Here is a 21,118-nt window from a genome sequence, read left to right as displayed (position 1 = left end):
AAAAAATACTCTTCCATCCTATGAAAACGCTTAATATTTTGGTATGTTATGTATAAAAGACTTCAACTAAGATGTAAGGCGGTGGATACGTGGACCATCACAAAACTTATCATGCCAAAGAATTGCAGACCGAGAAAGGCTCCGTGCTGATAGAGGGCCCTATCAGTCCCGAAAAACTCGCACAATATGAATTTCACAACGAGCTTACAGCCTTTCGCCCATCTCAAAAACAACATGAAGCATTAATCGAAATCGCAGGGCTTCCCGAAGGACGGATCATCATCGCCCGTTTCCGGCAAACCATTGTCGGCTATGTGACATATGTTTATCCAGACCCGCTTGAAAGATGGTCTGAAGGAAACATGGAAAATTTAATTGAGCTTGGAGCCATCGAAGTCATTCCGGCGTTCAGGGGTCACTCTGTCGGGAAGACGCTGCTTGCGGTCAGCATGATGGATCCACAGATGGAAAAATATATCATCATCACGACTGAATATTACTGGCATTGGGATCTAAAGGGGACTAATAAAGATGTTTGGGAATACAGAAAGATGATGGAGAAAATGATGAATGCCGGAGGGCTTGTCTGGTTTGCGACAGACGATCCGGAAATCAGCTCCCATCCCGCCAACTGTTTAATGGCCCGCATCGGAAAAGAGGTCAGTCAGGAGTCGATCGAGCGTTTTGACAGACTCAGATTCCACAATCGTTTTATGTATTAAGGGAGCAAAGGGGACCTGAATATGATTGTTGAAAAAATCATGAAACGGGATGTTGTGACACTTTCCAGAACGGATACGATTGAAGAAGCGATCAAACGCATGCGAACATTTCATATTAAACACCTTCCCGTCATCAATGAACGGGGAACGGTCATAGGCATCGTCACGGACAGGGACGTCAAAACAGCAAGTCCGAGTATTTTTGCCCAAAACAGATCTGACGAAGATTTAAAAAAGCCGGTGGAACTGATTATGTCAAAAGAAGTGATCACCGGTCACCCGCTTGATTTTGCCGAAGAAATATCAGCTATTTTTTTCGAACACGAAATCGGCTGCCTCCCGATCGTAAAAAACGGGAAGCTTGTCGGCATTGTGACAAAATCCGATTTGCTGCATACGTTCGTCCAGCTGACAGGAGCCCATTTTCCAGGCTCCCAAATCGAAATCAAAACCGATCATATCGCCCGTAGCCTCGCTGATATCAGCGCCATTTTCAGCAGGCGCCAAATCGCCATATTGAGCGTGCTCGTATATCCCGGTGATGAAGATGATTCGAAAATACTCGTGTTTCGCGTTCAAACAATGAATCCCGCCTCTATCATCAAAGACGTGAAGTCCAAAGGGTATCAGGTTCTTTGGCCGGCTGTTCAAAGGGATTTGCCATGAAGGACAGCGTATTTATTTTTTCTCCCTCTTACCAAACCTATCAATTTCATCAAGATCACCCGTTTAATCAGCTGCGAGTCTATGTAACATACGATCTTTTGAATACGGTCGGCGCATTTGAACCGGGAGAAACGATTGCTCCGCGCATAGCGACAGAAGCCGAGCTCGGCCTTGTTCACACAGGCGATTACATCAAGGCTGTCCAGCTTGCAGGGGCGGGAAAACTCCCGGCAGCCGAAAGCGAAAACTACGGGCTTGGAACAGAAGATACCCCTGTCTTTGCCGGGATGCACGAAGCCGCCTCCCTTTTGGTGGGCGGAACACTGACAGCTGCAGACTATGTCATGACGGGCAAAGCAAGACACGCCCTCAATCTCGGAGGCGGGCTCCACCACGGATTCAGAGGAAGAGCTTCAGGATTTTGCGTCTATAACGACAGTTCAGTTGTGATACGATATTTGCAGAAAAAATATCATGCGAAGGTTTTATATATTGATACGGACGCCCATCACGGCGACGGGGTGCAGTTTACGTTCTATGATGATCCTTCCGTGTGTACCGTCTCGATTCATGAAACCGGCCGCTACCTTTTCCCGGGAACGGGGCAAGTACAGGAAAGAGGTCATGGCGAAGGCTACGGCTACGCTTTTAATATCCCGCTCGATGCCTTCACAGAAGATGAGTCTTTTCTTGAATCCTACCGGACGGCTGTTTCTGAAATAGCTGAGTTTTTCAAACCGGACGTTATTTTGTCGCAAAACGGAGCTGACGCGCATTACTACGATCCTCTGACACACTTGTGCACGACGATGAAGATTTACGAAGAGATTCCAAAGCTCGCTCACGAACTTGCACACACCTATTGCAACGGAAGATGGATTGCTGTCGGGGGAGGAGGGTACGACATTTGGCGCGTCGTACCGAGGGCATGGGCAAGAATCTGGCTTGAAATGAAAGGGATGAAACCTGAGGATAAGATGCCTGAAAAATGGCTGAAAAAGTGGGGGAAGCAGGCATCTGTCCGGCTTCCTGCCAACTGGTCCGACCCGGCAGATTTGTATCCTTCGATCCCAAGAAAATCCGAAATAACGGAGAAAAACGCCCAAACCGTTGCCAAAGCTCTTTATCCGATTCGCTCTGCCAAGCGCGCCACTTAATACGAAAAATCCCGGCGTACAGAAAAGGCCTTGCTTTTATGCAAGACCTTGCTTTCTTCTCACTTATTTTTTTGCGATGACAATTTCGACGCGCCTGTTTTCCTTCATATGGCTCTCTGTGCGGTTGTCCTTGACCGGTTTTGTATCGGCATAACCGATGGCAAGAAAACGTGAAGAGTCGAGCTTTTCTTTCGACGTAAAGTAGCCGATCACAGTGCTCGCCCTTGCCGCAGAAAGCTCCCAATTGGATGGAAAACGGTAAGTCGAAATCGGGCGGCTGTCCGTATGCCCCTCCACACGGATCGGGTTGGACACTGATTTGAGAAGGACGGCGATTTTATGCAAAAGCGGGTGAGCCTGGTCTTTCAGATCCGCTTTTCCCGAATCAAACAAAACCGCTTCCTGAAGGACGAGGATGATGCCCCGTTCATCACGCTTGGCCGCTATCAAACTTGACAGTTCATTTTTTTCAATATAGTCGTTGATTTTCTTTAATAAATCTTCTTGGCTTTTAGCCGTTTTTTCAGCCTTCTGATCGTCCGCGTTTTCTTTTTTCAGCTCTGCGGCGGATTTGCCGTCGGCCCTGTCTTGAAATGAACCGACTGCTGCTTTAAATTTGTTTAAATCGATTTGCGACATCGAAAACAGTAAAATAAAGAACACGAGGATAAGCGTAATCAAATCCGAAAACGTGATGATCCAGTTTGACGATTTGCGACCCTGCTCGCGCTTTCTTCGTTCATGTCTAAGCTTCATGAGCCCTGTCCTTTTGTTTTATATGATCCGCCCGCTTTTTTGCCCATTCTTCTTTTGAACTGAAAACGACAAGCTGGCTTTCCAGATTTCGCGGATTTCTTCCCGACTGGATGCCGATGATGCCTTCGATCATGACCTGCTTCTTAAAGATTTCATTCTCAGTCTTTTCTTCAAGCTTTGCGGCGATCGGTATAAACAGCATGTTGGCTAAAAGGGATCCGTAAAGCGTCGTCAAAAGGGCGATCGCCATATTCGGACCGAGCGTTTCCGGCTTGTTCAGGTTTTTGAGCATCATGACGAGTCCGACAAGGGTTCCGATCATTCCCCATGCAGGGGCAAATTCCCCCGCTTTTTCAAAGATTCTTCTTCCCTTTCTGTGCCTTTCTTCCATCGCGGCGATTTCCGAGTTCATCACATTGCGGATCGTCTCCTCGTCCCATCCGTCGATGGCAAGAAGCAGACCTTTTTTCAAAAACGGGTCTTTCATTTCATTGATATTGGCGTCCAATGATAAAATTCCTTGTTTGCGCGCCTGTTCAGACAGGCTGACAAAGGTTTTGACCAAGTCGCGTACATCGTCTTCTTCCGAAATAAAGACCTGCTTCAGCACAGCCGGCGCTCTTTTTAAATCTTTCGGGGAAAAGCTGATGAAAACAGCTGCACACAATCCGCCCGTCACGATAAAGAAAGACGTCAAATCGATAAACGAATAAAAACCGGAAAGCCCCGCTCCAGAGACAACGCCGATTACTAAAATGAAAATACCCAAAATCAAACCGACCGGTGTCAGATAATCAAATCGTTTCATTTTTTCATAATCTCTCCAGCTCAAGGAAAAGAAAGCAAGCAATTCACGAAAAAAGCTGTGAACACTTGCTTTCTTTCTCGTTTATTTAATCATGATCATTTTGTTGATTGTCTGAGTTCAATGCGATGCGGCAGCTGGACAATATGCTCTTCGACTTCCTCTTTGTTCATCAGCTTTGTCAGAAGTCTCATCGCTACGGCACCGATATCATACGTCGGCTGGACGACAGTCGACAGCTGCGGTCGAACCATTAATGAAAGCCTTGTATTGTCAAAGCCGATCACTTCAAGGTCATCCGGAATAGCCAGTCCTTTATCCTGTGCTGCGTGAATAACGCCGAGTGCCATTTCGTCTGTCGCTGACAGGACGGCCGTCGGTTTTTCATCCAGCTTCATTAGCGCCTCCAGCGCTTCCATTCCTGAATCGTACGTATAATCGCCTTCTGCGACATACTCTTCTTTAAATGTCAGCCCCTTATCCTCAAGCGCTCTTTTAAAGCCTTGAAGTTTTTTCGCTTGATTGACCGGCTCAGTCATAGGTCCTGATACAAACGCAAGGCGCTTATGGCCTTTTTCAATCAGCATGGTAGCCGCATCATAAATCGCCTGTTCATAATCGATCGCAACCGACGGCGTTTCCCCTTTTTCTTCAACAGATGCCGCAAGCACGATCGGAACTGGTGACCGCTTAAACTCCTCCACATGCTCTTCAGTGACATTTCCGCTCATAAAGACGATACCGTCAACTTGTTTTCCCAGCATCGTATTCAAAAGATGAAGTTCTTTGTCCATATTCTGGTCGGAGTTGCTCAAAATAATATTGTACTTGTACATCGTTGCGATATCTTCGATTCCCCTCGCCAGCTCTGAATAAAAGATGCTGGAAATATCGGGAATGATCACGCCGACAGTCGTCGTCTTTTTGCTTGCAAGGCCCCTTGCCACGGCATTTGGACGATAGCCAAGACGCTCGATGGCTTCAAGCACCTTCTTTCTCGTCGTCGGCTTGACGTTCGGATTTCCGTTCACAACCCTGGAAACGGTTGCCATACTTACATTTGCTTCGCGTGCTACATCATATATTGTCACATTACTCATTTTTACCACTCCTTCAACTGGGTACACTTTTCTTTTCCTATAGCATAAACATTTTCATGTAGAGAAATGTCAAAATGTAAAACTTTATGTAAAATAAACAGAACTCAAGTTTACATTATTTTTCATAACCTGCCAAAACATAAAGGGGCTCTCTGAAATTATACACGGTTTTACCTAATATGAAAACGTTCCCTTTATTTTTATAATTAATTTAAATAAGAATAAACAGCTTTTTAATTAAAAATAAGACATTTTTTCGACAATTTTTGATGACAACTAAAAAAAGGACCGCTCGAAAGCGGTCCATAAACGAATCTTATGCTTTTACTTGAACGAGCGGCTTCAGTTCATTTAACCATTTTTCAAATGTCGGGATATCCATTTGCTGAGCAGAGTCGGAAAGCGCGACAGAAGGATCAGGGTGAACTTCGGCCATGACGCCGTCAGCTCCGATCGCAAGCGCTGCTTTTGCTGTCGGAAGCAGCAAGTCGCGGCGTCCGGTAGAATGAGTGACATCCACGAATACAGGAAGGTGAGTTTCCTGCTTCAGGATCGGCACAGCTGAGATATCAAGCGTATTTCTAGTCGCTGTCTCATACGTTCTGATTCCGCGTTCGCAAAGGATGATTTGATCATTGCCCTGTGACATGATGTACTCCGCTGCATTGATGAATTCCTTCAGCGTTGCGGCAAGTCCGCGCTTTAGCAGAACCGGCTTCTTCACTGAACCGGCGGCTTTTAAGAGCTCGAAGTTTTGCATGTTGCGGGCGCCGATTTGGATAACATCAATGTAATCAATGGCTTCTTCAATATGCTGCGGATTCACGATCTCACTGATGACGGCAAGATCATACTCATCAGCAACACGCTTTAAGATTTGCAGGCCTTCAACACCGAGGCCTTGGAAGTCGTACGGGCTTGTACGGGGTTTGAAGGCTCCGCCGCGAAGCAGTTTCAAGCCTTGCTTTTTAGCTGCGGCTGCAACTTCGGCTACTTGCTCATAGCTTTCAACTGCACACGGACCGACGATAAATCTTTGTTCTCCGTCGCCGATCTTTTCGCCTTTCAAATCAACGATCGTATTTTCAGGCTTTTTCTTGCGGGAAACGAGCAGTGCTTTGCTGTGATCGTCTTCCTGAAGCTCAAGTCCAGCTTTGAAAATCTCTTTGAAAATATGCTGGATCGTCGAGTTTTCAAACGGTCCGTCATTATTTTCAATAATTTCGTTCAGCATCGCTCTTTCTCTGACTGGATCGTAGCGGTTGATGCCTTGCGCTTCCTTCGCTTTTCCAATCTCCTGAACGATTCTTCCTCGCTCATTAATCAGCTTTAATATTTGCAAGTTTAATTCATTCGCCTGCTGCCTCAGCAAATCAAGTTCAGTGTTGCTCATGTTATCCATCCTTTCTTTTTAACTTCACCCTCTATGAGAATAAGAATGATTCAATTGATTAGGGTTTATTATAAACAATGTTTCTTAAAATGTCACGAAAAAATTCTTTATTACCAAAACGCTTTTAAGCGATAAAGCATTATATGCGGTTTATCCCTTGCTGTGCGGGTGTTTGTCGGAAGAATAAAAAAAAAGAATCCTGTTTGATTCTTTAACTTGATAACCTGTATATTCTCTGTATTGCGGTTTCGACGCTAAAAACCCTGTCATTCAAGGCAGCCGCCTTATCATCGGCATGTTCGACAATGTTCTCCGTAAATTGTCCGATGTTCTCGATGATCGTTTTCGGGAGCCTCTCCTGTCCTCTTTTCAGTTCATCTATATCTGTTTCAAGCCGATTCAGCCGCTTGTCCATTGCGTTTAAGCGGTTTTCTACTTTGTTTAAGCGCCCGTCTATTTCTTTGAAGCGCTTGTCGATTGCGTTAAAGCGCTTATCTACTTCAACGAAATGTGCGTCCACTTCATCGAAGCGCTTATCTACTTCAACGAAACGTGCGTCCACTTCATCGAAGCGCTTGTCGATCTCAACGAAGCGTGCGTCAACTTCATCGAAGCGCTTGTCGATCTCAGCGAAACGTGCGTCCACTTCATCGAAGCGCTTGTCGATCTCAGCGAAGCGTGCATCCACTTCATCGAAGCGCTTGTCGACCTCAACGAAGCGTGCGTCGATTTTGTCTAAGCGCTTGTCGATTCCATCAAGACGCTGATTGATCGGACTCAATTCTTCTTTTAGAACGGATTGAAGCATGTCCTTTAATTCAGTGTTCAACTCATCACCTCCTGTTTTATTAATTATAACGTACAACCATGGATCAAACGATACATTATCCTAAAAAGGCATTTCCATGAGGCAAAAGCATCATAACAACATAGAAAACGGCCAAAACGCTATACGTCTTGGCCGTTTTTACCTGCGGATTATCTGCTGTTTTCCGCAAGTGCTTGAGCTGTAATTTGCGAATGGGAGGCGTGCCATTTCACGTTCCCGTTTGTAAAAATGAAGGCTTGAGGACTTTCGTGTTTAATTCCGTACTGCTCAGCGATATAGTTTGACAGCGGTCGGCTTTCCTGCACTTTTAAATAATAAGCCGGTATGTCTTCATGCTGATTGGCGAATGATTCAAATTCTTCAAACGCGCGCCTGCTGATCGGGCATGTCACACTATGTTTCAAAAAGATAAATGTATCGTTGTTTTCTGCAAGCTTTTTAAATTCATCCTCTGTTTGAATGAGCTGTTTCGACACGGTGATCTCCCTTTCCTCCATTATTTCTGGACGGTATCCGCTGTTTCCCTTGCTTCATCTTCTATTTCATTTTTGGCTTCTTCAGCCTGTTCTTCGATTTTAGTCGATGCTTCTTCCTTTAGTTCATCAGCTTTTTCAGCACCTTTGTTTCGCAAGTCTTTGACTTTATCCATGATCTGTGAAGACTGGTCGGCAACAAGCTGTGAAATCGAAGATGTCTTCTCTTTGGCGATGCTGACGTACTCAGAACCTCTCTCCCTCGCTTCGCTTGTGAGCTTTCCGGTCTTATCTTTTAAAACGACAGCCTGATTTCCGAGGTCATCGCGAAGCTCTTTCCCTGACTTCGGTGCTAAAAATAAAGCTGCGGCTGCCCCGATGATTCCGCCTACAAATGTGCCGATTAAAAAATCTTTAGTATTCATTCCATCTTTACTCATAAATTATTCCTCCTTCATCTTCTTTTGTTTCCATCTATTCCAAATTTCCAAAGCTGCATTGCTCCAGCTGACAACTTGAGAAATTTTTTCACGGTTTTGCTCTGCGGCTGATGTGACGGACTCTGAAACCTGCTGAATGGAGCTGTTAAACTGCCTGACCGATGTGCCGACTTCCTGAACGGCATCCACGACCGTATTCAGCTTCAAAGATTTTTCCTGAATATCATCAGCGAGCCGGTTCGTCTTATTCAGGAGCTCCGTTGTTTCAGCTGTGATGCCTTTCATTTGTCCTTCAACACCTTCCAGCGTTGCGGCAACATGATTGAGTGTGACTTGAAGCGATTTTAATGTTTTTGATAAATAGATAACCAGAATAAGAAAGCTGACAGCAATGAGTGCGGCGCTTAAATATAGAATAATAATCATCTTATCCTCCTCGAGCTAAGGTCTTACAATTGATGTATACCCAATTGTTTAAATCGTAAACCTTTATATTTACTTTTTCTACACGCACAGGAGAATTCCTTTAACAGAAACTCCCGGCTCCATATGTACAAAAAAGCAGCGGATTGACTCACACTGCCTTTTTCTCATTATGCTAATACATTTTCATATGCTTTTAAATACTTTTGAATGTCACCTGCGCCCATGAAAATTAACACTGCATTTTCATGCTCCTTTAAAATCGATGTGTCATTTTCATCGATCAGCTTCGCCTGCGGGATTTTCTCCTGCAAATCGCCGATCGTCAGCTTTCCTGCATTTTCTCGGGCAGATCCGAATATATCGCAAAGATATACGTAATCGGCTTTCTTGAGGCTTTCGGCAAACTCATTCAGGAACGACTGCGTACGCGTAAATGTATGCGGTTGAAATACTGCGACAACGTCCCGTTCCGGATACTTCTGTCTGGCTGCTTCAATCGTCACCGTGATTTCAGTCGGATGATGGGCATAATCGTCAATCAACACTTGGCTGCCGGCATGTTTTTCGTTAAATCTGCGTTTAACGCCGCCAAAGGTTTGCAATCCTTCTTTAATGATATCGACATCGACCTGTTCATAATGGCAGAGTGCAATAACGGCCAAAGCGTTCAGAACGTTATGGCTGCCGTATGCCGGTATATAGAAGGTATCGTAGAATGTGTTCCTGACGAAAACATCGAACGTTGTGCCCTCGGTATTTTTGATGACATTTCTCGCCTGAAAATCGTTTTCCTCGGCAAAGCCGTAGTATACGACTGGAACGTTCGCATGGATTTTCATCAAATATTCGTCGTCGCCGCATGCGATAATTCCCTTGTTCACCTGTAATGCCATCGTTTGAAATGCGTCAAATACATCATCGATATTCGCGAAATAATCGGGATGATCAAAATCAATATTTGTCATGATCGCATAATCAGGCTGATAGCTCAGAAAATGCCTTCTGTATTCGCAGGCTTCAAGCACAAAGTACTCGCTGTTTTCGCAGCCTTTTCCAGTCCCGTCTCCAATCAGATAAGATGTCGGTTTTGCTTTCTGGATGACATGGGATAAAAGACCCGTCGTTGACGTTTTGCCATGTGCCCCTGTCACGGCAATACTCGTAAATTTCTTCAGATAGTCACCGAGGAATTTATGATACCGCACGACTTGCAGGCCTTCGGCTCGCGCTTTTTCAATTTCAGGATGGGTGTCGGGAAAAGCATTTCCGGCAATAACAGTCATTCCCGGCTTGATATTTTCCGGATCAAACGGATATATCGGGATATTTCTCTCCTCTAAAGCGGTTTGTGTAAAAATGTACTTTTCGATATCCGATCCTTGGACATTATATCCATTATCATGGAGAATTTGGGCAAGCGGACTCATACCTGTCCCTTTTATTCCGACAAAATGATAAACAGTCATAATTGTACCTCCAACAAACGTCTATCTGCTTCCCAGTATATGACGCTTATTTCAATTTGCAACCTAAGCTCGGCCGCATCGTTTTCTTCAAAGTCATCATTATATTCAGTATCAGACATTTTCAAGAGTGAATAAACCTCCTGCGTAAAGGATTTTTTTGAACCCTTTCACGGAAGTGCTCTTAAAAACGGATTAAAACGCCGCTGCCGGCGCTTTAATATGCGGCGCTCTAAAAAAAACACGCCCATCTGCTATCATACCATGTTTAGCCGAAAAGTGAACTACTTTCTATTAACTGTTCAAGCTCGGCCTTTGTAATCAGGACTTCTCTCGGCTTACTTCCTTTCGCCTCAGAAATCATGCCTTCCCTTTCCATCATATCGATTAATCTGGCAGCTCTGTTATAGCCGATGCGAAAGCGCCGCTGCAGGCTTGAAGTGCTGGCGCTGTTTTGTTCCACGGCAAATTCGCACGCTTCCAGAAACAGTTCATCCTGATCAAATCCGGCCGGATTTTGTCTGACCAATTGTTCTTGTTCAAATAAATAGTTCGGCTCCTGCTGCCGTCTGACATGTGAAACGACACGGTCAATCTCCCGGTCGGAAACAAAGTTGCCCTGCAGGCGGACCGGTTTGCCTGAACCGTTCTCCAGGAACAGCATATCCCCTTTTCCAAGCAGCTTTTCAGCTCCCGCCATATCGATAATCGTTCTTGAATCGACGGCGCTTGATACAGAAAACGCTATTCTTGTTGGTATATTGGCTTTAATCAAGCCGGTAATGACATCAACTGAAGGCCGCTGCGTCGCGATCAGAAGATGGATGCCGCACGCTCTTGCTTTTTGTGCGATTCGGCAGATGCTTTCTTCCACTTCATTCGGAGCGACCATCATTAAGTCGGCAAGTTCATCAATCACGACAACAAGATAAGGAAGTTTTTCACCCATGTTCTGTTCCCGGACTTTTTCATTAAATCGTTCAATTTCCCGAACACCGGAATGGGCAAATAATTCATAGCGCCGCTCCATTTCTTCGACAACCCATTTTAATGCAGCAGTTGCCGCTTTGGCATCTGTGATGACAGGACTGACGAGATGAGGAATTTTATTATACGGAGCAAGCTCCACCATCTTAGGATCGATAAGCAGAAGCTTGACATCCCTCGGCGCCGATTTGAATAGCAGACTGACTAAGATCGTGTTGATGCATACGCTTTTCCCTGATCCTGTAGCCCCGGCAATCAACCCGTGGGGCATTTTTTTCAGATCTGCCACGACGGGCTTTCCGGAAATGTCGAGTCCGAGGGCTGCGGTCAGAGGGGACGGATTCGTTCTGAATTCCGAACTTCTGATCATTTCGCGCAAATAAACCATTTTACTATGCAGATTCGGCACTTCAATTCCGATCGTATTTTTTCCCGGAATCGGCGCTTCGATCCGAATATCTTTCGCTGACAGGCTGAGTTTAATATCATCTGACAGATTTGTAATTTTGTTTACTTTCACTCCGGGTTCAGGATGCACCTCAAATCTTGTCACAGAAGGCCCCTGGGTGACATGAACGACATTTGCTTTGACATTGAAGTTCTCAAGCGTGACGTCCAACAGCTCGCGCTGCTCGTGTATCCAGGCCTGATCATCCGGCTTTTGCGCCGGAGGCACATCAAGCAAAGACATATTCGGGAACTGATATCCTTGAGGCGCTTTTTCTTTTTGTTTATCTGATGAAAGCATCATGACATTAAACGGAACAGAGCCTTTCTTCGATCCCGGAGCAGCTCCTGTTTCCCGTTTCCGCGGAGCCTCGGGCCGCCCCTCAACTGTCCCTGTACTCTCCCGGTCCTGTTCGCTGTTTTCGGGTTCACCCGCGCTTGACGCTGTCTCTTCCGGTTCCGGTGAAAATGATGCATGCTCATGTCTCCAGCCAGCCTGGCTGCTTCCGCTTGTTTCTTCACGAGCGTCAGCCGGCGTGTTGGAATCTGTCCGGTTTTTGTTATCGGAAGGACCATCGCTCTGGTCGGATACTTCAGAACTGCGGCCAGTGTACTGCTTTTCTGGAAAAGCTTCCGGGTCAGGCAGCATTTCGTCCGAGCCGTTAGTCTCCCCATGTTCTTCTACGATGGTTTCTGCATCCTCTGCAGTTTCCTTCTCTTCTCCGGTTTCCTCGATCTGATCCAAAAGCTTTTCGATTTGTTCCGGCGTTTGCTCGGCGGGAATTGCTTCTTCTTCCGTTATGTTCCATGATGCGGTGGCTGTCTCTTCTTCAGCTTCATACCGCAGCGCTTTCTCTTCGGCAAGCCCGCCGCCTTCTGTCATTCGCTCTTGGCGGATTTCCGTTTCTTCCGGAGTATGTGTTGAGACAGGGGTTTCCGTTCGTTCGGATTCATACCGCAGCGCTTTCTCTTCGGCGAGCCCAGAGTCTTCTGTCATTCGCTCTTGGCGGATTTCCGTTTCTTCCGGAGTACGTGTTGAGACAGGGGTTTCCGTTCGTTCGGATTCATGCCGCAGCACTTTTTCTTCAGCGGCTTCGCCACCTTCTGTGATTTGCTCTCGGCGGAAATCCGTTTCCTCCGACATATGCGGGACATCTTCAAATTCGGCTCGCCATGTCGGATTGCGACTCTCGCTTTTAGTCAGCGGACGGCCGTTCTTTTCAGTTTGCAAGGAAGGTTCTTCTCGTACCGGCTGCTTATTTCCGGCAACCTTCTGCTCTTTTTCAATTTCTTCGTTAAACAGCGTGACACGCGCTTCCATTTGTTTGTTTGCACGATATGTATAATTTTCCGGTTTGGCTCTTTTCTGTTCATGAAAGCCGTAAACCGGTGACGGGATGACGGACGGCCTAAAGGGTTTTTTCGCCGCTTTCTCTTCATGATGATAGGAATTTCCGGGTTTCGGCTGAGAAGCTGTGTGCCGGCCTGCCGGGCGGCGGGTCCTTTGTTCGCGGCTGTCATCCTTTTCCCGCGGCCGCGAGTTTTGATCAGGTATAACCGGGAAGCGGAATTTCCCTTTTGGATATTCATATACGACTTTTGCGTCGGAAATTTGCGGCATTTCTTCTTCTTTCTCTATAAATGAATCCGCCTCAAACTCTTCTATGTGCTTTTTTTGTTTTTCATTATCTTCATCATCGCCTAAAAACAGGCTGAACATTTTATTAAACCAGCTCATGAATCATCACTCTCTAACTCCCTTAAATTTTTCGGGGACGGTTTTAAGTATACCACTGCTTCCCCACCCAGAAAAGGACAAGTCCTTCTCATGTGTCCGCCCTCCGAATAAAAAAGCCGCCAAGTTTGTCTACCCAGCGGCTTCTTTTTTACATCTATTCGAAAGTTTTGTTCATTTTATGCCGTTAAAATGTAAAAGCTTCTCCTGCTTTACGGCTGTCATCAAGGACAAGAATGCCTTTTTCCTTCGGCGCGTCTGGGAGGTTCAGTTCCTTGGCAGAACAAATCATACCGCTTGACGCCACTCCGCGAAGTTCCGCATCTTTAATAATCATACCGCTCGGCATCACGGCTCCAACTTTGGCTACGACGACTTTTTGGCCGGCTTCAACATTAGGAGCTCCGCAGACGATTTGCAGCGTCTCGCTCCCTGCATTCACTTTGCAGACACTCAGTTTATCGGCATTCGGATGCTTTTCTTTTTCTTCGACATATCCGACTACAAACTTCGGAGAAAGATCGACGGTCAGCTCATCTTTCAAACCGTTGCGGACCAGAATTTCATTCACATCCTGGACAAAGGATTCGGAAAGCGCAACAGCTCCGCTTTCCTCAATGCTTAAATATGAGGAGACATTAAAAATGTTATAGCCTCCTGTTTCCTTTGTGTCTTTATGAAAAATTTTCACGACGTCTCCGCAGCGCTCAAAAGCGATCTCTTCGCGCGGAATATCGTTCAATGAGATGAGCAGCGTATCGCCTACGCCTTCTGGATTATAAAATGCGTTCATGAGAAAAATTCCTTTCTATCATTTCTTTTTAGGGCGGTTTTTAGCCAGAATAAAGATCGGTTCAAGCTTTCCATCCTCATAAAGGAAAGAAAGCGCAGTGATCGGCACTGTTCCGTTTGCAAAAAAGCTCATCGACATTTGCCCGAGAATATCGTATCCAGCATTGTTGCGGATGTCGGCAATAATCAGCACATCCTGGTGCGGGATTGACACCGCCAGTGTCCCTTCCGCGCTTTTCTCATACTCTGCGAGAATCGATTCGTTCAACACCCTGCTGGCGTCATAGCCGTCATTTGCTCTGAAAAAGTAGAAGTGATTGCCGGCGACTGCGTCTTCTTTGACAACGGTTTGGAGCGAGCGAAGGTTAAAGGAAGCCGTTTCCCGAATCCTTTCCTTTGTCCAGCCCTCTTTTTCCAGCATTTTTTCGTCGATCAGCCGGTATGTGTTTCCAAGGTCGAGCGCGTAGTATATTCGTGTTTCAGCCGTGTGGCCGTCAAAAATCAAGGGAACGCCTGCGCTGGATTTCTCGGGAAAGGAAGTCGAGCGGATGACGGGATAGATGAGACTTTCCCGCCCTTCCATTTCCTGCGACTGGCCTTTCATGGCATTGAGTGCTTCCTCAGTATAATAGACGACTTCGTCAATCGCATCATCTTTTTTCTGCTCCCATTTGGCGATGATCCCCGGGAGTTCGAGTGTAATGCCTTTTCCTGTATTTTTATCCTCGATTCTCAAGGTGTCTTTTTCCCTATCGAAATGAAAGGACCAGTTGTCATTTTGCAAACGTTTTTTTAATATATCGGAAAGTTTCCTTGACGTCATTTTCATAGAGGAACTCTCCTTTCGGCTACTTATTCAGGGAATCTGTCAAAAATTGCTCGATTTCCTCTTTCGTTTTTCGGTCTTTGCTGACAAAGCGGCTGATTTCGTTTCCTTCTTTAAATACGAGGAAGCTCGGGATTCCGAAAATGTCCCACTCCGCGCACGTATCAATAAATTTGTCACGGTCAACATAATAGAATGTAAATTCCGGATAGTTCGCCTCAAGCTCGGGCAAAAACGGTTCTACAAAACGGCAGTCCGGGCACCAGTCAGCCGAAAACATCAACAAGGATAAATCGTCTTTCACAACTTTTTGCAGTTCTTCATTCGTCTCGATCGTTTTCATCACTCAACGCCTCCAATATATGTTCTTATCATCCATTCGGATCATACCAGACAACCGGCTCCATATCCAGCCTTTTGCTGTCCACCTGCTTTTTTAAAAGATGAACGATTCTTTATGTATCTTACCCGTTTTAAAAAGGGAAAATCTTAACGATCCGATCCTCTTTCATATCATAAGCATAATTTTTTTGCTTTATCAAGCCATTCTCGTTTAACATGGTAAGTAATAGGGTAAAAATATCCGTTAAGGCGCCTTGCGCCGTGATCCCATGACAGTCAGGAGGAGTATGTATGGAATTTATCGTTTATCTTGCCGGAGAAATACATAGCAATTGGCGTGAAGAAGTGAAGGAAAAAGCAAAATCGCTCAAGCTGCCGATCACGTTTGTCGGACCGATGGAAAATCACGACCGCTCCGACAACATCGGTGAAGAAATTATGGGCAAGCAGGCTGATTCGATCGCGAAAGATGATGCAGCCTCGGATTTGAATAATTTTCGAACTTCCGTTTTAATGAACAAAGCGGATGTGGTCATCGCTCTTTTCGGGGAAAAATACAAGCAATGGAACACGGCGATGGATGCTTCATACGCGATTGCCAAAGGCAAGCCGCTGATCATCATCCGTCCTGAGTCACTCCATCATCCGTTAAAAGAACTGTCAAACAAAGCGAACATTACCGTAGAAACTGTCAATCAGGCGATTAAATCGTTGTCGTACGTATTTGAAAGCCGGTAGCTGTATCATCAAAAAGAGACCCTGTGCGTAAAGCGGCACAGGGTCTCTTTGTTCAATCATTTCGCAAAATCGATTGTACGGCAGAACTGTCGCAAGCTTTGACAAGCTTGAGCAGCAATTCTTTTGCAGCAAGGTAGTCATCAACGTGGATAATGGAAGCAGATGTATGGATATATCTTGAACAAATGCCGATCACGGCCGAAGGAACGCCTTCATTTGAGATGTGAACACGACCGGCATCGGTTCCTCCAGGGGAAACAAAATATTGATACGGGATGTCATGAGTCTCTGCCGTATCCAGCACAAAATTTCTCATTTCGCTGTGCGTCACCATCGTCCGGTCGAAAATCCTTAACAACACCCCTTTGCCGAGCTGGCCAAATTGATTTTTGTCGCCGCTCGCATCGTTTGCCGGACTTGCGTCAAGCGCGAAAAACAAGTCAGGCTGTATCATATTGGCCGCAGTTTGCGCACCTCTTGTGCCGAGCTCTTCCTGAACGGTCGCGCCTGAGTAAAGCGTGTTCGGAAGTTCTGCTCCTTGCAGTTCTTTCAGCAACTCAATGCTGAGTCCGCAGCCGTAGCGGTTATCCCATGCTTTCGCCATGATCTTCTTTTCATTTGCCATCGGGGTAAACGGACAGATCGGCACGATTTGCTGGCCTGGTTTGACACCGATGCGTTCGGCATCTTCCCTGTCATCCGCACCAATATCAATCATCATGTTTTTGATATCCATTGGACGTCTCCTCTGCTCATCTGTTAAAAGATGAGGAGGCGTGCTCGCGATGACGCCGGGGATCGGCCCGTTGTCCGTATGGATTTCCACCCGCTGAGCCAATAAAACCTGGCTCCACCAGCCGCCCAGTGTTTGAAACCGAAGCAGTCCGTTGTCAGTGATTGATGTCACCATAAATCCCACTTCATCCATATGGCCGGCCACCATAATTTTCGGACTGTCTTCAGGTCCATGTTTAACGCCGAACACGCTTCCCAGTCTGTCCTGGAGGATCTCATCAGCATATTTTTCAAGCTCTTTTTTCATGAAACGGCGGACTAGATGTTCATTTCCCGGGGCGCCGGGGAGCTCCGTCAACGTTTGAAAAAGCGTTCTCGTTTCCTGATTCATCTGTTTCCCTCTTTTCTTATGTATCTCTCTACATTTTACATAAGTGTGCGATGTGTTTCCAGAAGAGAGCCCATCCTTAACACGGACGGACATGTTCTGTATAATGAAAAAAACAAGCTTTGGAGGTGCTGAAAAGATGAAACTGCGCCATTTTCTTCTTGGGGCCGGCATCGGCATTGCCGCGGCCGTTGTTGTCAAACAATATGTCATGCAGCCTTACATTTCTTCTGAAAAAGCGCTGCGCATCGTCAAGTCCGCTTTTAAACAGAGAGGCCCGATCGACGGTTCATGGATATATACCGTTCCGGAAGCCTATACCGTAAACGGCGAAACCGTCATGGTGTACAAAACAGGCATTACACGTTCTGCTTTCGGAGAGCTTGAACAGTACGAAGTCATGGTTGATGCGAAGACAGGCATGATCGTAGATGTGATTGATACCGCAGCATAGCATCAAAAAAATGCGGCCTGAAATGGCCGCATTTTTTAAATGGCGCGAATCGGCCGGTAGACCGGATGCCACATCGCATCCTGTACAGCTTGAATCACATCGCCCGGCTCATTTTCTGCAACTCCGTCTTTTATGGCTGCTTTAATGACAGCCGTTGCCACTGTTGCGGAAACCGTGCGCAAATCCTCAACCTCCGGAAGGAGCGCTGCGCCGGGCCGTCCGATGTCAACCATACCCGCGATCGCAGCTGCGCTGGCGTAAAACATGTTGTCCGTAATCAGCCTTGCTTTTGATACGAGCGTTCCGAGACCGAGACCGGGGAATACAAAGGCATTGTTCGCCTGGCCGATCGCATAACGGGTGCCGTTGTAATCGACAGGCGCAAACGGGCTTCCTGTGGCGACGAGCGCCCGCCCTTCCGTCCATTTGATCAAATCTTCTGGTCTTGCTTCAGATAACGGCGTCGGATTGGACATCGGAAATATAGCCGGCCGTTTCACATGCTTTGCCATTTCTTTTACGATTTCTTCTGTAAATGCGCCCGATACAGTAGAGGTTCCAATCAAAATGGTAGGCTGCACTTGTTTTACCACCTCAAGCAGATCGATTGTATCCCCCGGGCCGTTCCGGCTAAAGTCTTTGACCTCGTCGGCAGGCCGTGCATACGGCTTTTGAATGTCCTGCAAGTCGTTCATATCATCTGTCAGCAAACCGTTCCGGTCAACACACCAAAAACGGCGGTATGATTCCTCTTCCGACACCCCCTCTTGAACAAGAGCGGCGCGAATTTGCTCTGCGTTGCCGATCCCGGCCGTCCCCGCTCCGAATATGACCACTTTATGATCTTTTAGGGGCATTTTCGATATTTTGACGGCCGCAAGCACCGCTGCAAGGGTGACTGCTCCTGTGCCTTGAATGTCGTCGTTAAAGGTGCAAATTTTGTCTTTGTATTTTTTTAAAATCTGACGTGCATTTTGCGTTCCGAAATCTTCCCAATGCAGCAAAACGCCCGGAAACGTCTCGGTTGCGATTTGAACGTATTGATCAATAAACGATTCATAACGCTCGCCTCTGATTCTTGAATGCTGATTCCCGACATAAAGCGGATCATTGAGAAGCCTTTCCTGGTTCGTCCCCGCATCAATGACAACGGGAAGGACCTTGTTAGGATCGATGCCCGCAGCCGCAGTATAAACGGCAAGCTTTCCGATCGAAATGGCGATGCCTCCGACTCCCCAATCCCCGATTCCGAGAATCCCTTCAGCATCAGTGGCCACAATCAAATCGATCCGGCTTTTTTTAGCGGCCAGATTTTCAAATGCCGTTTTCATGCCTTCAGGGTCATTAACCGACAAAAACAGCCCCCGCGGCTTTCTGTATTCATGGCTGTATTGCTGGATTGCCGTTCCGACAGTCGGGGTATAAACAATCGGCAGCATTTCTGTCATATGGTCGTTCAGAAGCCTGTAGAACAGCACTTCATTTCGGTCATGAAGCGCCGTTAAATAGACGTTTTTGCTCAAGTCATCAGGTTGTGATTGGAACTGTTTATACGCCCGTTTTGCCTGTTCTTCAAGCGTCAGCACCTTGGGAGGAAGCAATCCTGTCAAGCCGAGAGCTTCCCTTTCCTCCGGAGGGAAGGCAACCCCTTTGTTCAGCAGGGGCGTTGCAAGGACTTCAAATCCTCTTAATTGCGTCTCGATCACTTGTTCATTCAGATTATTGTGGCTCACCCGTCGTCTTCCTTTCAAAAGTTAGTTATCCTTAGGATGGATAACTACAAAGCAAACCATTCACCAAAATAGCTTAGCGCCTTTCTCTCTTTACTGACTCTGCAATTTCGCCGTTTTCATCCCATTTTAATGCCCTATAAATGGCGTCATGGTAAAAAATGTACCAGGCGTTTTTCTCGGCGGCTTTCGCCTGCCATGCTTGCTTCGCCGCAATCGATGTCATCGGATAATCGTCGTACGCCAACACCCAGAGAGGATTCTGATGGGCATGCGTCGGCATAATATCAGCCATATGAAGGGCCGTTTCGCCGGCATCCTCAAGAACGATCACGGAATGACCGTCGCTGTGGCCGCCTGTATGATGCATCGTAATTCCCGGCAAAACTTCGAGCTTCTCATCGAAGGTCCTCACTTGATGCTGAACTGCTTCCCAGTTTTCTTTCCAATATGTATTTTTCGAGCGGATATTCGGATTTCTCATCTCTTCCCATTCGATCGCAGACGTGTAAATCGCTGCATTCGGAAACACGGAAACAAGGCTTTCTCCCTCATAGCGCGTCAATCCGCATGCATGGTCAAAATGGAGATGTGTCATCAGAACGGCGTTGATATCTTCCGTTGAGAGCCCGAGTGCTTTTAACGAGTCAGCAATTGACGATTCTTCGGTGACCCCGTAATTTCGTTTCTGCTTATCCGTCAGTTTGCCGCGTCCGATACCGGAATCGATCAGCAAATTTGTGCCGTCTTTCTGAACAAGTATAGGGTCTGTTCTCAGTTCGATCTGATTTTTCTCATTGACGTCATACTTTTTAGACCAAAGCGGCTTGGGCACAACGCCGAACATGGCGCCTCCGTCCATGTGTGTGACGCCTCCGTTCAGCCATGTCAGCTTGATTCGTCCGATTGTTAAAGTTTCCATGATCATCCCTCCTTCTCCTATCGTAGCAAAAAACGCAACCCGAAGCTTCATTTGAAAGCAAAAAAACAGACCGCCGGAAGCAGTCTGTTTTTTTTATGTTCGCCATTCAGCTTCTACTCTGTAGATCGGCTGGCCTTTAGCGGCGAACTTTTCTTCGTATTCGGTCATCACGTTTCCTTGAAAATCGCTTTGATGCAGGTCAAGGCTGACGAACGTCAAAACGAGTCCGTATTCGGAAAAACTGGTAAGGGAGTACTCAAATAACCCGCGGTTATCGGTTTTGAAATGAATCGCTCCCTCGCCTCCGAGCACCTGCTCATACTTTTTCAAGAACGCTTGATTGGTCAGACGGCGCTTTGCATGGCGTTTTTTCGGCCACGGGTCGGAAAAATTCAAATAGACCCGGTCGACCTCCCCATCTGCAAAAACGTCTGAAAGCATATTGGCATTAATGTTCAAAAGCTTTACATTCGGCGCCTCTGTCTGCTTTACTTTATCAACAGCGGTTACGATGACGCTTTTAAATAATTCGATTCCGATATAGTTTACATCCGGATTTTGCAGGGCCATTCCTGAAATAAATTGCCCTTTTCCGGTTCCTACTTCGATGTGGATCGGGTTGTCATTTCCAAAAATGGAATGCCATTTCCCTTTACATTGAGACGGCTCGCTGATCACAATATGAGAGTTTTCAGCCAGGTAGTCATCCGCCCAAGGCTTGTGACGCATTCGCATGTACTTACACCTCTATTTGTTATATCGTCTTACAACATACCATGAAATCCCGGAATC

22 protein-coding genes are annotated in these 21,118 nt (G+C 46.4%); 5 read left to right on the top strand and 17 right to left on the bottom strand.

Annotated elements, in window-relative coordinates:
- Positions 1 to 89 precede the first annotated feature (89 nt).
- The 3 genes from ACH97_RS14365 to ACH97_RS14355 are packed head-to-tail and all read left to right on the top strand — an operon-like array spanning position 90 to position 2,545.
- A complete protein-coding gene (locus ACH97_RS14365; protein WP_020452600.1) occupies positions 90 to 722 on the top strand; it encodes a GNAT family N-acetyltransferase in 633 nt (210 codons plus the stop codon).
- A gap of 21 nt (positions 723 to 743) precedes the next feature.
- Positions 744 to 1,388 (top strand): acetoin utilization AcuB family protein, encoded by a 645-nt coding sequence (locus ACH97_RS14360; protein WP_020452601.1) that lies wholly within the window; start codon positions 744 to 746, stop codon positions 1,386 to 1,388.
- A complete protein-coding gene (locus tag ACH97_RS14355; protein ID WP_025810994.1) occupies positions 1,385 to 2,545 on the top strand; it encodes an acetoin utilization protein AcuC in 1,161 nt (386 codons plus the stop codon). Before ACH97_RS14360 ends, ACH97_RS14355 begins: the two co-directional genes overlap by 4 nt.
- Before the next feature lie 63 nt (positions 2,546 to 2,608).
- Here the strand turns inward: ACH97_RS14355 and motS are convergent, their stop codons facing one another.
- From motS to ACH97_RS14290, 13 genes are all read right to left on the bottom strand, one after another.
- The gene (gene motS, locus ACH97_RS14350) at positions 2,609 to 3,301 is read right to left on the bottom strand and encodes a flagellar motor protein MotS (RefSeq protein ID WP_020452603.1); all 693 of its coding nucleotides are present in this window, start codon (positions 3,299 to 3,301) and stop codon (positions 2,609 to 2,611) included.
- Positions 3,291 to 4,109 carry a flagellar motor protein MotP gene (gene motP / locus ACH97_RS14345; RefSeq protein ID WP_020452604.1) on the bottom strand — a complete coding sequence of 273 codons (819 nt, stop codon included), beginning with the start codon at positions 4,107 to 4,109 and terminating at the stop codon, positions 3,291 to 3,293. Before motP ends, motS begins: the two co-directional genes overlap by 11 nt.
- Positions 4,110 to 4,204: 95 nt before the next feature.
- Positions 4,205 to 5,206, bottom strand: a complete 1,002-nt coding sequence (gene ccpA, locus ACH97_RS14340) for a catabolite control protein A (RefSeq protein WP_020452605.1) — start codon at positions 5,204 to 5,206, stop codon at positions 4,205 to 4,207.
- Positions 5,207 to 5,522: 316 nt separating this feature from the next.
- A complete protein-coding gene (locus ACH97_RS14335; RefSeq protein WP_003184447.1) occupies positions 5,523 to 6,599 on the bottom strand; it encodes a bifunctional 3-deoxy-7-phosphoheptulonate synthase/chorismate mutase in 1,077 nt (358 codons plus the stop codon).
- A 211-nt stretch (positions 6,600 to 6,810) separates the two neighbouring features.
- Entirely contained in the window at positions 6,811 to 7,428 is a 618-nt protein-coding gene (locus ACH97_RS24055; RefSeq protein ID WP_020452606.1) for a hypothetical protein, read from the bottom strand.
- A 149-nt stretch (positions 7,429 to 7,577) separates the two neighbouring features.
- On the bottom strand, positions 7,578 to 7,904 hold the full coding sequence (gene ytxJ / locus ACH97_RS14325; protein WP_020452607.1) for a bacillithiol system redox-active protein YtxJ: 327 nt from the start codon (positions 7,902 to 7,904) through the stop codon (positions 7,578 to 7,580).
- Between the two features lie 20 nt (positions 7,905 to 7,924).
- Positions 7,925 to 8,341 (bottom strand): YtxH domain-containing protein, encoded by a 417-nt coding sequence (locus tag ACH97_RS14320; RefSeq protein ID WP_020452608.1) that lies wholly within the window; start codon positions 8,339 to 8,341, stop codon positions 7,925 to 7,927.
- Positions 8,342 to 8,344: 3 nt separating this feature from the next.
- The gene (locus ACH97_RS14315) at positions 8,345 to 8,767 is read right to left on the bottom strand and encodes a DUF948 domain-containing protein (protein ID WP_020452609.1); all 423 of its coding nucleotides are present in this window, start codon (positions 8,765 to 8,767) and stop codon (positions 8,345 to 8,347) included.
- Positions 8,768 to 8,934: 167 nt separating this feature from the next.
- Positions 8,935 to 10,233, bottom strand: a complete 1,299-nt coding sequence (murC, locus tag ACH97_RS14310; RefSeq protein WP_020452610.1) for a UDP-N-acetylmuramate--L-alanine ligase — start codon at positions 10,231 to 10,233, stop codon at positions 8,935 to 8,937.
- A gap of 265 nt (positions 10,234 to 10,498) precedes the next feature.
- Positions 10,499 to 13,402: a DNA translocase FtsK gene (locus ACH97_RS14305; RefSeq protein ID WP_020452611.1), complete on the bottom strand. Its 2,904-nt coding sequence runs from the start codon at positions 13,400 to 13,402 to the stop codon at positions 10,499 to 10,501.
- A gap of 184 nt (positions 13,403 to 13,586) precedes the next feature.
- Entirely contained in the window at positions 13,587 to 14,192 is a 606-nt protein-coding gene (gene ytpR / locus ACH97_RS14300; protein WP_020452612.1) for a YtpR family tRNA-binding protein, read from the bottom strand.
- Between the two features lie 18 nt (positions 14,193 to 14,210).
- On the bottom strand, positions 14,211 to 15,020 hold the full coding sequence (locus tag ACH97_RS14295; RefSeq protein WP_020452613.1) for a DUF1444 domain-containing protein: 810 nt from the start codon (positions 15,018 to 15,020) through the stop codon (positions 14,211 to 14,213).
- 19 nt (positions 15,021 to 15,039) lie between these two features.
- A complete protein-coding gene (locus ACH97_RS14290) occupies positions 15,040 to 15,360 on the bottom strand; it encodes a thioredoxin family protein (RefSeq protein ID WP_003184462.1) in 321 nt (106 codons plus the stop codon).
- Between the two features lie 290 nt (positions 15,361 to 15,650).
- Between ACH97_RS14290 and ACH97_RS14285 the strand changes: the two genes are divergently transcribed.
- Positions 15,651 to 16,097 (top strand): YtoQ family protein, encoded by a 447-nt coding sequence (locus ACH97_RS14285; protein WP_020452614.1) that lies wholly within the window; start codon positions 15,651 to 15,653, stop codon positions 16,095 to 16,097.
- Positions 16,098 to 16,149: 52 nt separating this feature from the next.
- Here the strand turns inward: ACH97_RS14285 and ACH97_RS14280 are convergent, their stop codons facing one another.
- Positions 16,150 to 17,223, bottom strand: coding sequence for a M42 family metallopeptidase (locus ACH97_RS14280; protein WP_020452615.1), 1,074 nt, complete (start codon positions 17,221 to 17,223; stop codon positions 16,150 to 16,152).
- 136 nt (positions 17,224 to 17,359) lie between these two features.
- Between ACH97_RS14280 and ACH97_RS14275 the strand changes: the two genes are divergently transcribed.
- Entirely contained in the window at positions 17,360 to 17,674 is a 315-nt protein-coding gene (locus ACH97_RS14275) for a PepSY domain-containing protein (protein ID WP_020452616.1), read from the top strand.
- A 35-nt stretch (positions 17,675 to 17,709) separates the two neighbouring features.
- On the opposite strand, the gene ACH97_RS14270 is transcribed toward ACH97_RS14275, so the two are convergent.
- The 3 genes from ACH97_RS14270 to trmB form a co-directional block, all read right to left on the bottom strand.
- Positions 17,710 to 19,407: an NAD-dependent malic enzyme gene (locus ACH97_RS14270; protein WP_020452617.1), complete on the bottom strand. Its 1,698-nt coding sequence runs from the start codon at positions 19,405 to 19,407 to the stop codon at positions 17,710 to 17,712.
- 73 nt (positions 19,408 to 19,480) lie between these two features.
- Entirely contained in the window at positions 19,481 to 20,326 is an 846-nt protein-coding gene (locus tag ACH97_RS14265; protein ID WP_023855520.1) for a YtnP family quorum-quenching lactonase, read from the bottom strand.
- 93 nt (positions 20,327 to 20,419) lie between these two features.
- A complete protein-coding gene (trmB, locus tag ACH97_RS14260) occupies positions 20,420 to 21,061 on the bottom strand; it encodes a tRNA (guanosine(46)-N7)-methyltransferase TrmB (RefSeq protein ID WP_020452619.1) in 642 nt (213 codons plus the stop codon).
- Positions 21,062 to 21,118: the final 57 nt, after the last annotated feature.

This window comes from Bacillus paralicheniformis (genome assembly GCF_001042485.2).
Taxonomy (GTDB): Bacteria; Bacillota; Bacilli; order Bacillales; family Bacillaceae; genus Bacillus; species Bacillus paralicheniformis.
Note: the sequence above shows the minus strand (reverse complement) of the source record. Positions and strands in the feature narration are given on the sequence as shown.

Coding starts and splice junctions, on each gene's coding strand:
- motP (WP_020452604.1), bottom strand. CDS start 4,109: ATGAAACGATTTGATTATCTGACACCGGTCGGTTTGATTTTGGGTATT.
- motS (WP_020452603.1), bottom strand. CDS start 3,301: ATGAAGCTTAGACATGAACGAAGAAAGCGCGAGCAGGGTCGCAAATCG.
- ACH97_RS14320 (WP_020452608.1), bottom strand. CDS start 8,341: ATGAGTAAAGATGGAATGAATACTAAAGATTTTTTAATCGGCACATTT.
- ACH97_RS14355 (WP_025810994.1), top strand. CDS start 1,385: ATGAAGGACAGCGTATTTATTTTTTCTCCCTCTTACCAAACCTATCAA.
- ACH97_RS14265 (WP_023855520.1), bottom strand. CDS start 20,326: ATGGAAACTTTAACAATCGGACGAATCAAGCTGACATGGCTGAACGGA.
- trmB (WP_020452619.1), bottom strand. CDS start 21,061: ATGCGAATGCGTCACAAGCCTTGGGCGGATGACTACCTGGCTGAAAAC.
- murC (WP_020452610.1), bottom strand. CDS start 10,233: ATGACTGTTTATCATTTTGTCGGAATAAAAGGGACAGGTATGAGTCCG.
- ACH97_RS14305 (WP_020452611.1), bottom strand. CDS start 13,402: ATGAGCTGGTTTAATAAAATGTTCAGCCTGTTTTTAGGCGATGATGAA.
- ACH97_RS14275 (WP_020452616.1), top strand. CDS start 17,360: ATGAAACTGCGCCATTTTCTTCTTGGGGCCGGCATCGGCATTGCCGCG.
- ACH97_RS14315 (WP_020452609.1), bottom strand. CDS start 8,767: ATGATTATTATTCTATATTTAAGCGCCGCACTCATTGCTGTCAGCTTT.
- ccpA (WP_020452605.1), bottom strand. CDS start 5,206: ATGAGTAATGTGACAATATATGATGTAGCACGCGAAGCAAATGTAAGT.
- ACH97_RS14285 (WP_020452614.1), top strand. CDS start 15,651: ATGGAATTTATCGTTTATCTTGCCGGAGAAATACATAGCAATTGGCGT.
- ACH97_RS14290 (WP_003184462.1), bottom strand. CDS start 15,360: ATGAAAACGATCGAGACGAATGAAGAACTGCAAAAAGTTGTGAAAGAC.
- ACH97_RS14360 (WP_020452601.1), top strand. CDS start 744: ATGATTGTTGAAAAAATCATGAAACGGGATGTTGTGACACTTTCCAGA.
- ACH97_RS14335 (WP_003184447.1), bottom strand. CDS start 6,599: ATGAGCAACACTGAACTTGATTTGCTGAGGCAGCAGGCGAATGAATTA.
- ytpR (WP_020452612.1), bottom strand. CDS start 14,192: ATGAACGCATTTTATAATCCAGAAGGCGTAGGCGATACGCTGCTCATC.
- ACH97_RS14295 (WP_020452613.1), bottom strand. CDS start 15,020: ATGAAAATGACGTCAAGGAAACTTTCCGATATATTAAAAAAACGTTTG.
- ACH97_RS14280 (WP_020452615.1), bottom strand. CDS start 17,223: ATGAATCAGGAAACGAGAACGCTTTTTCAAACGTTGACGGAGCTCCCC.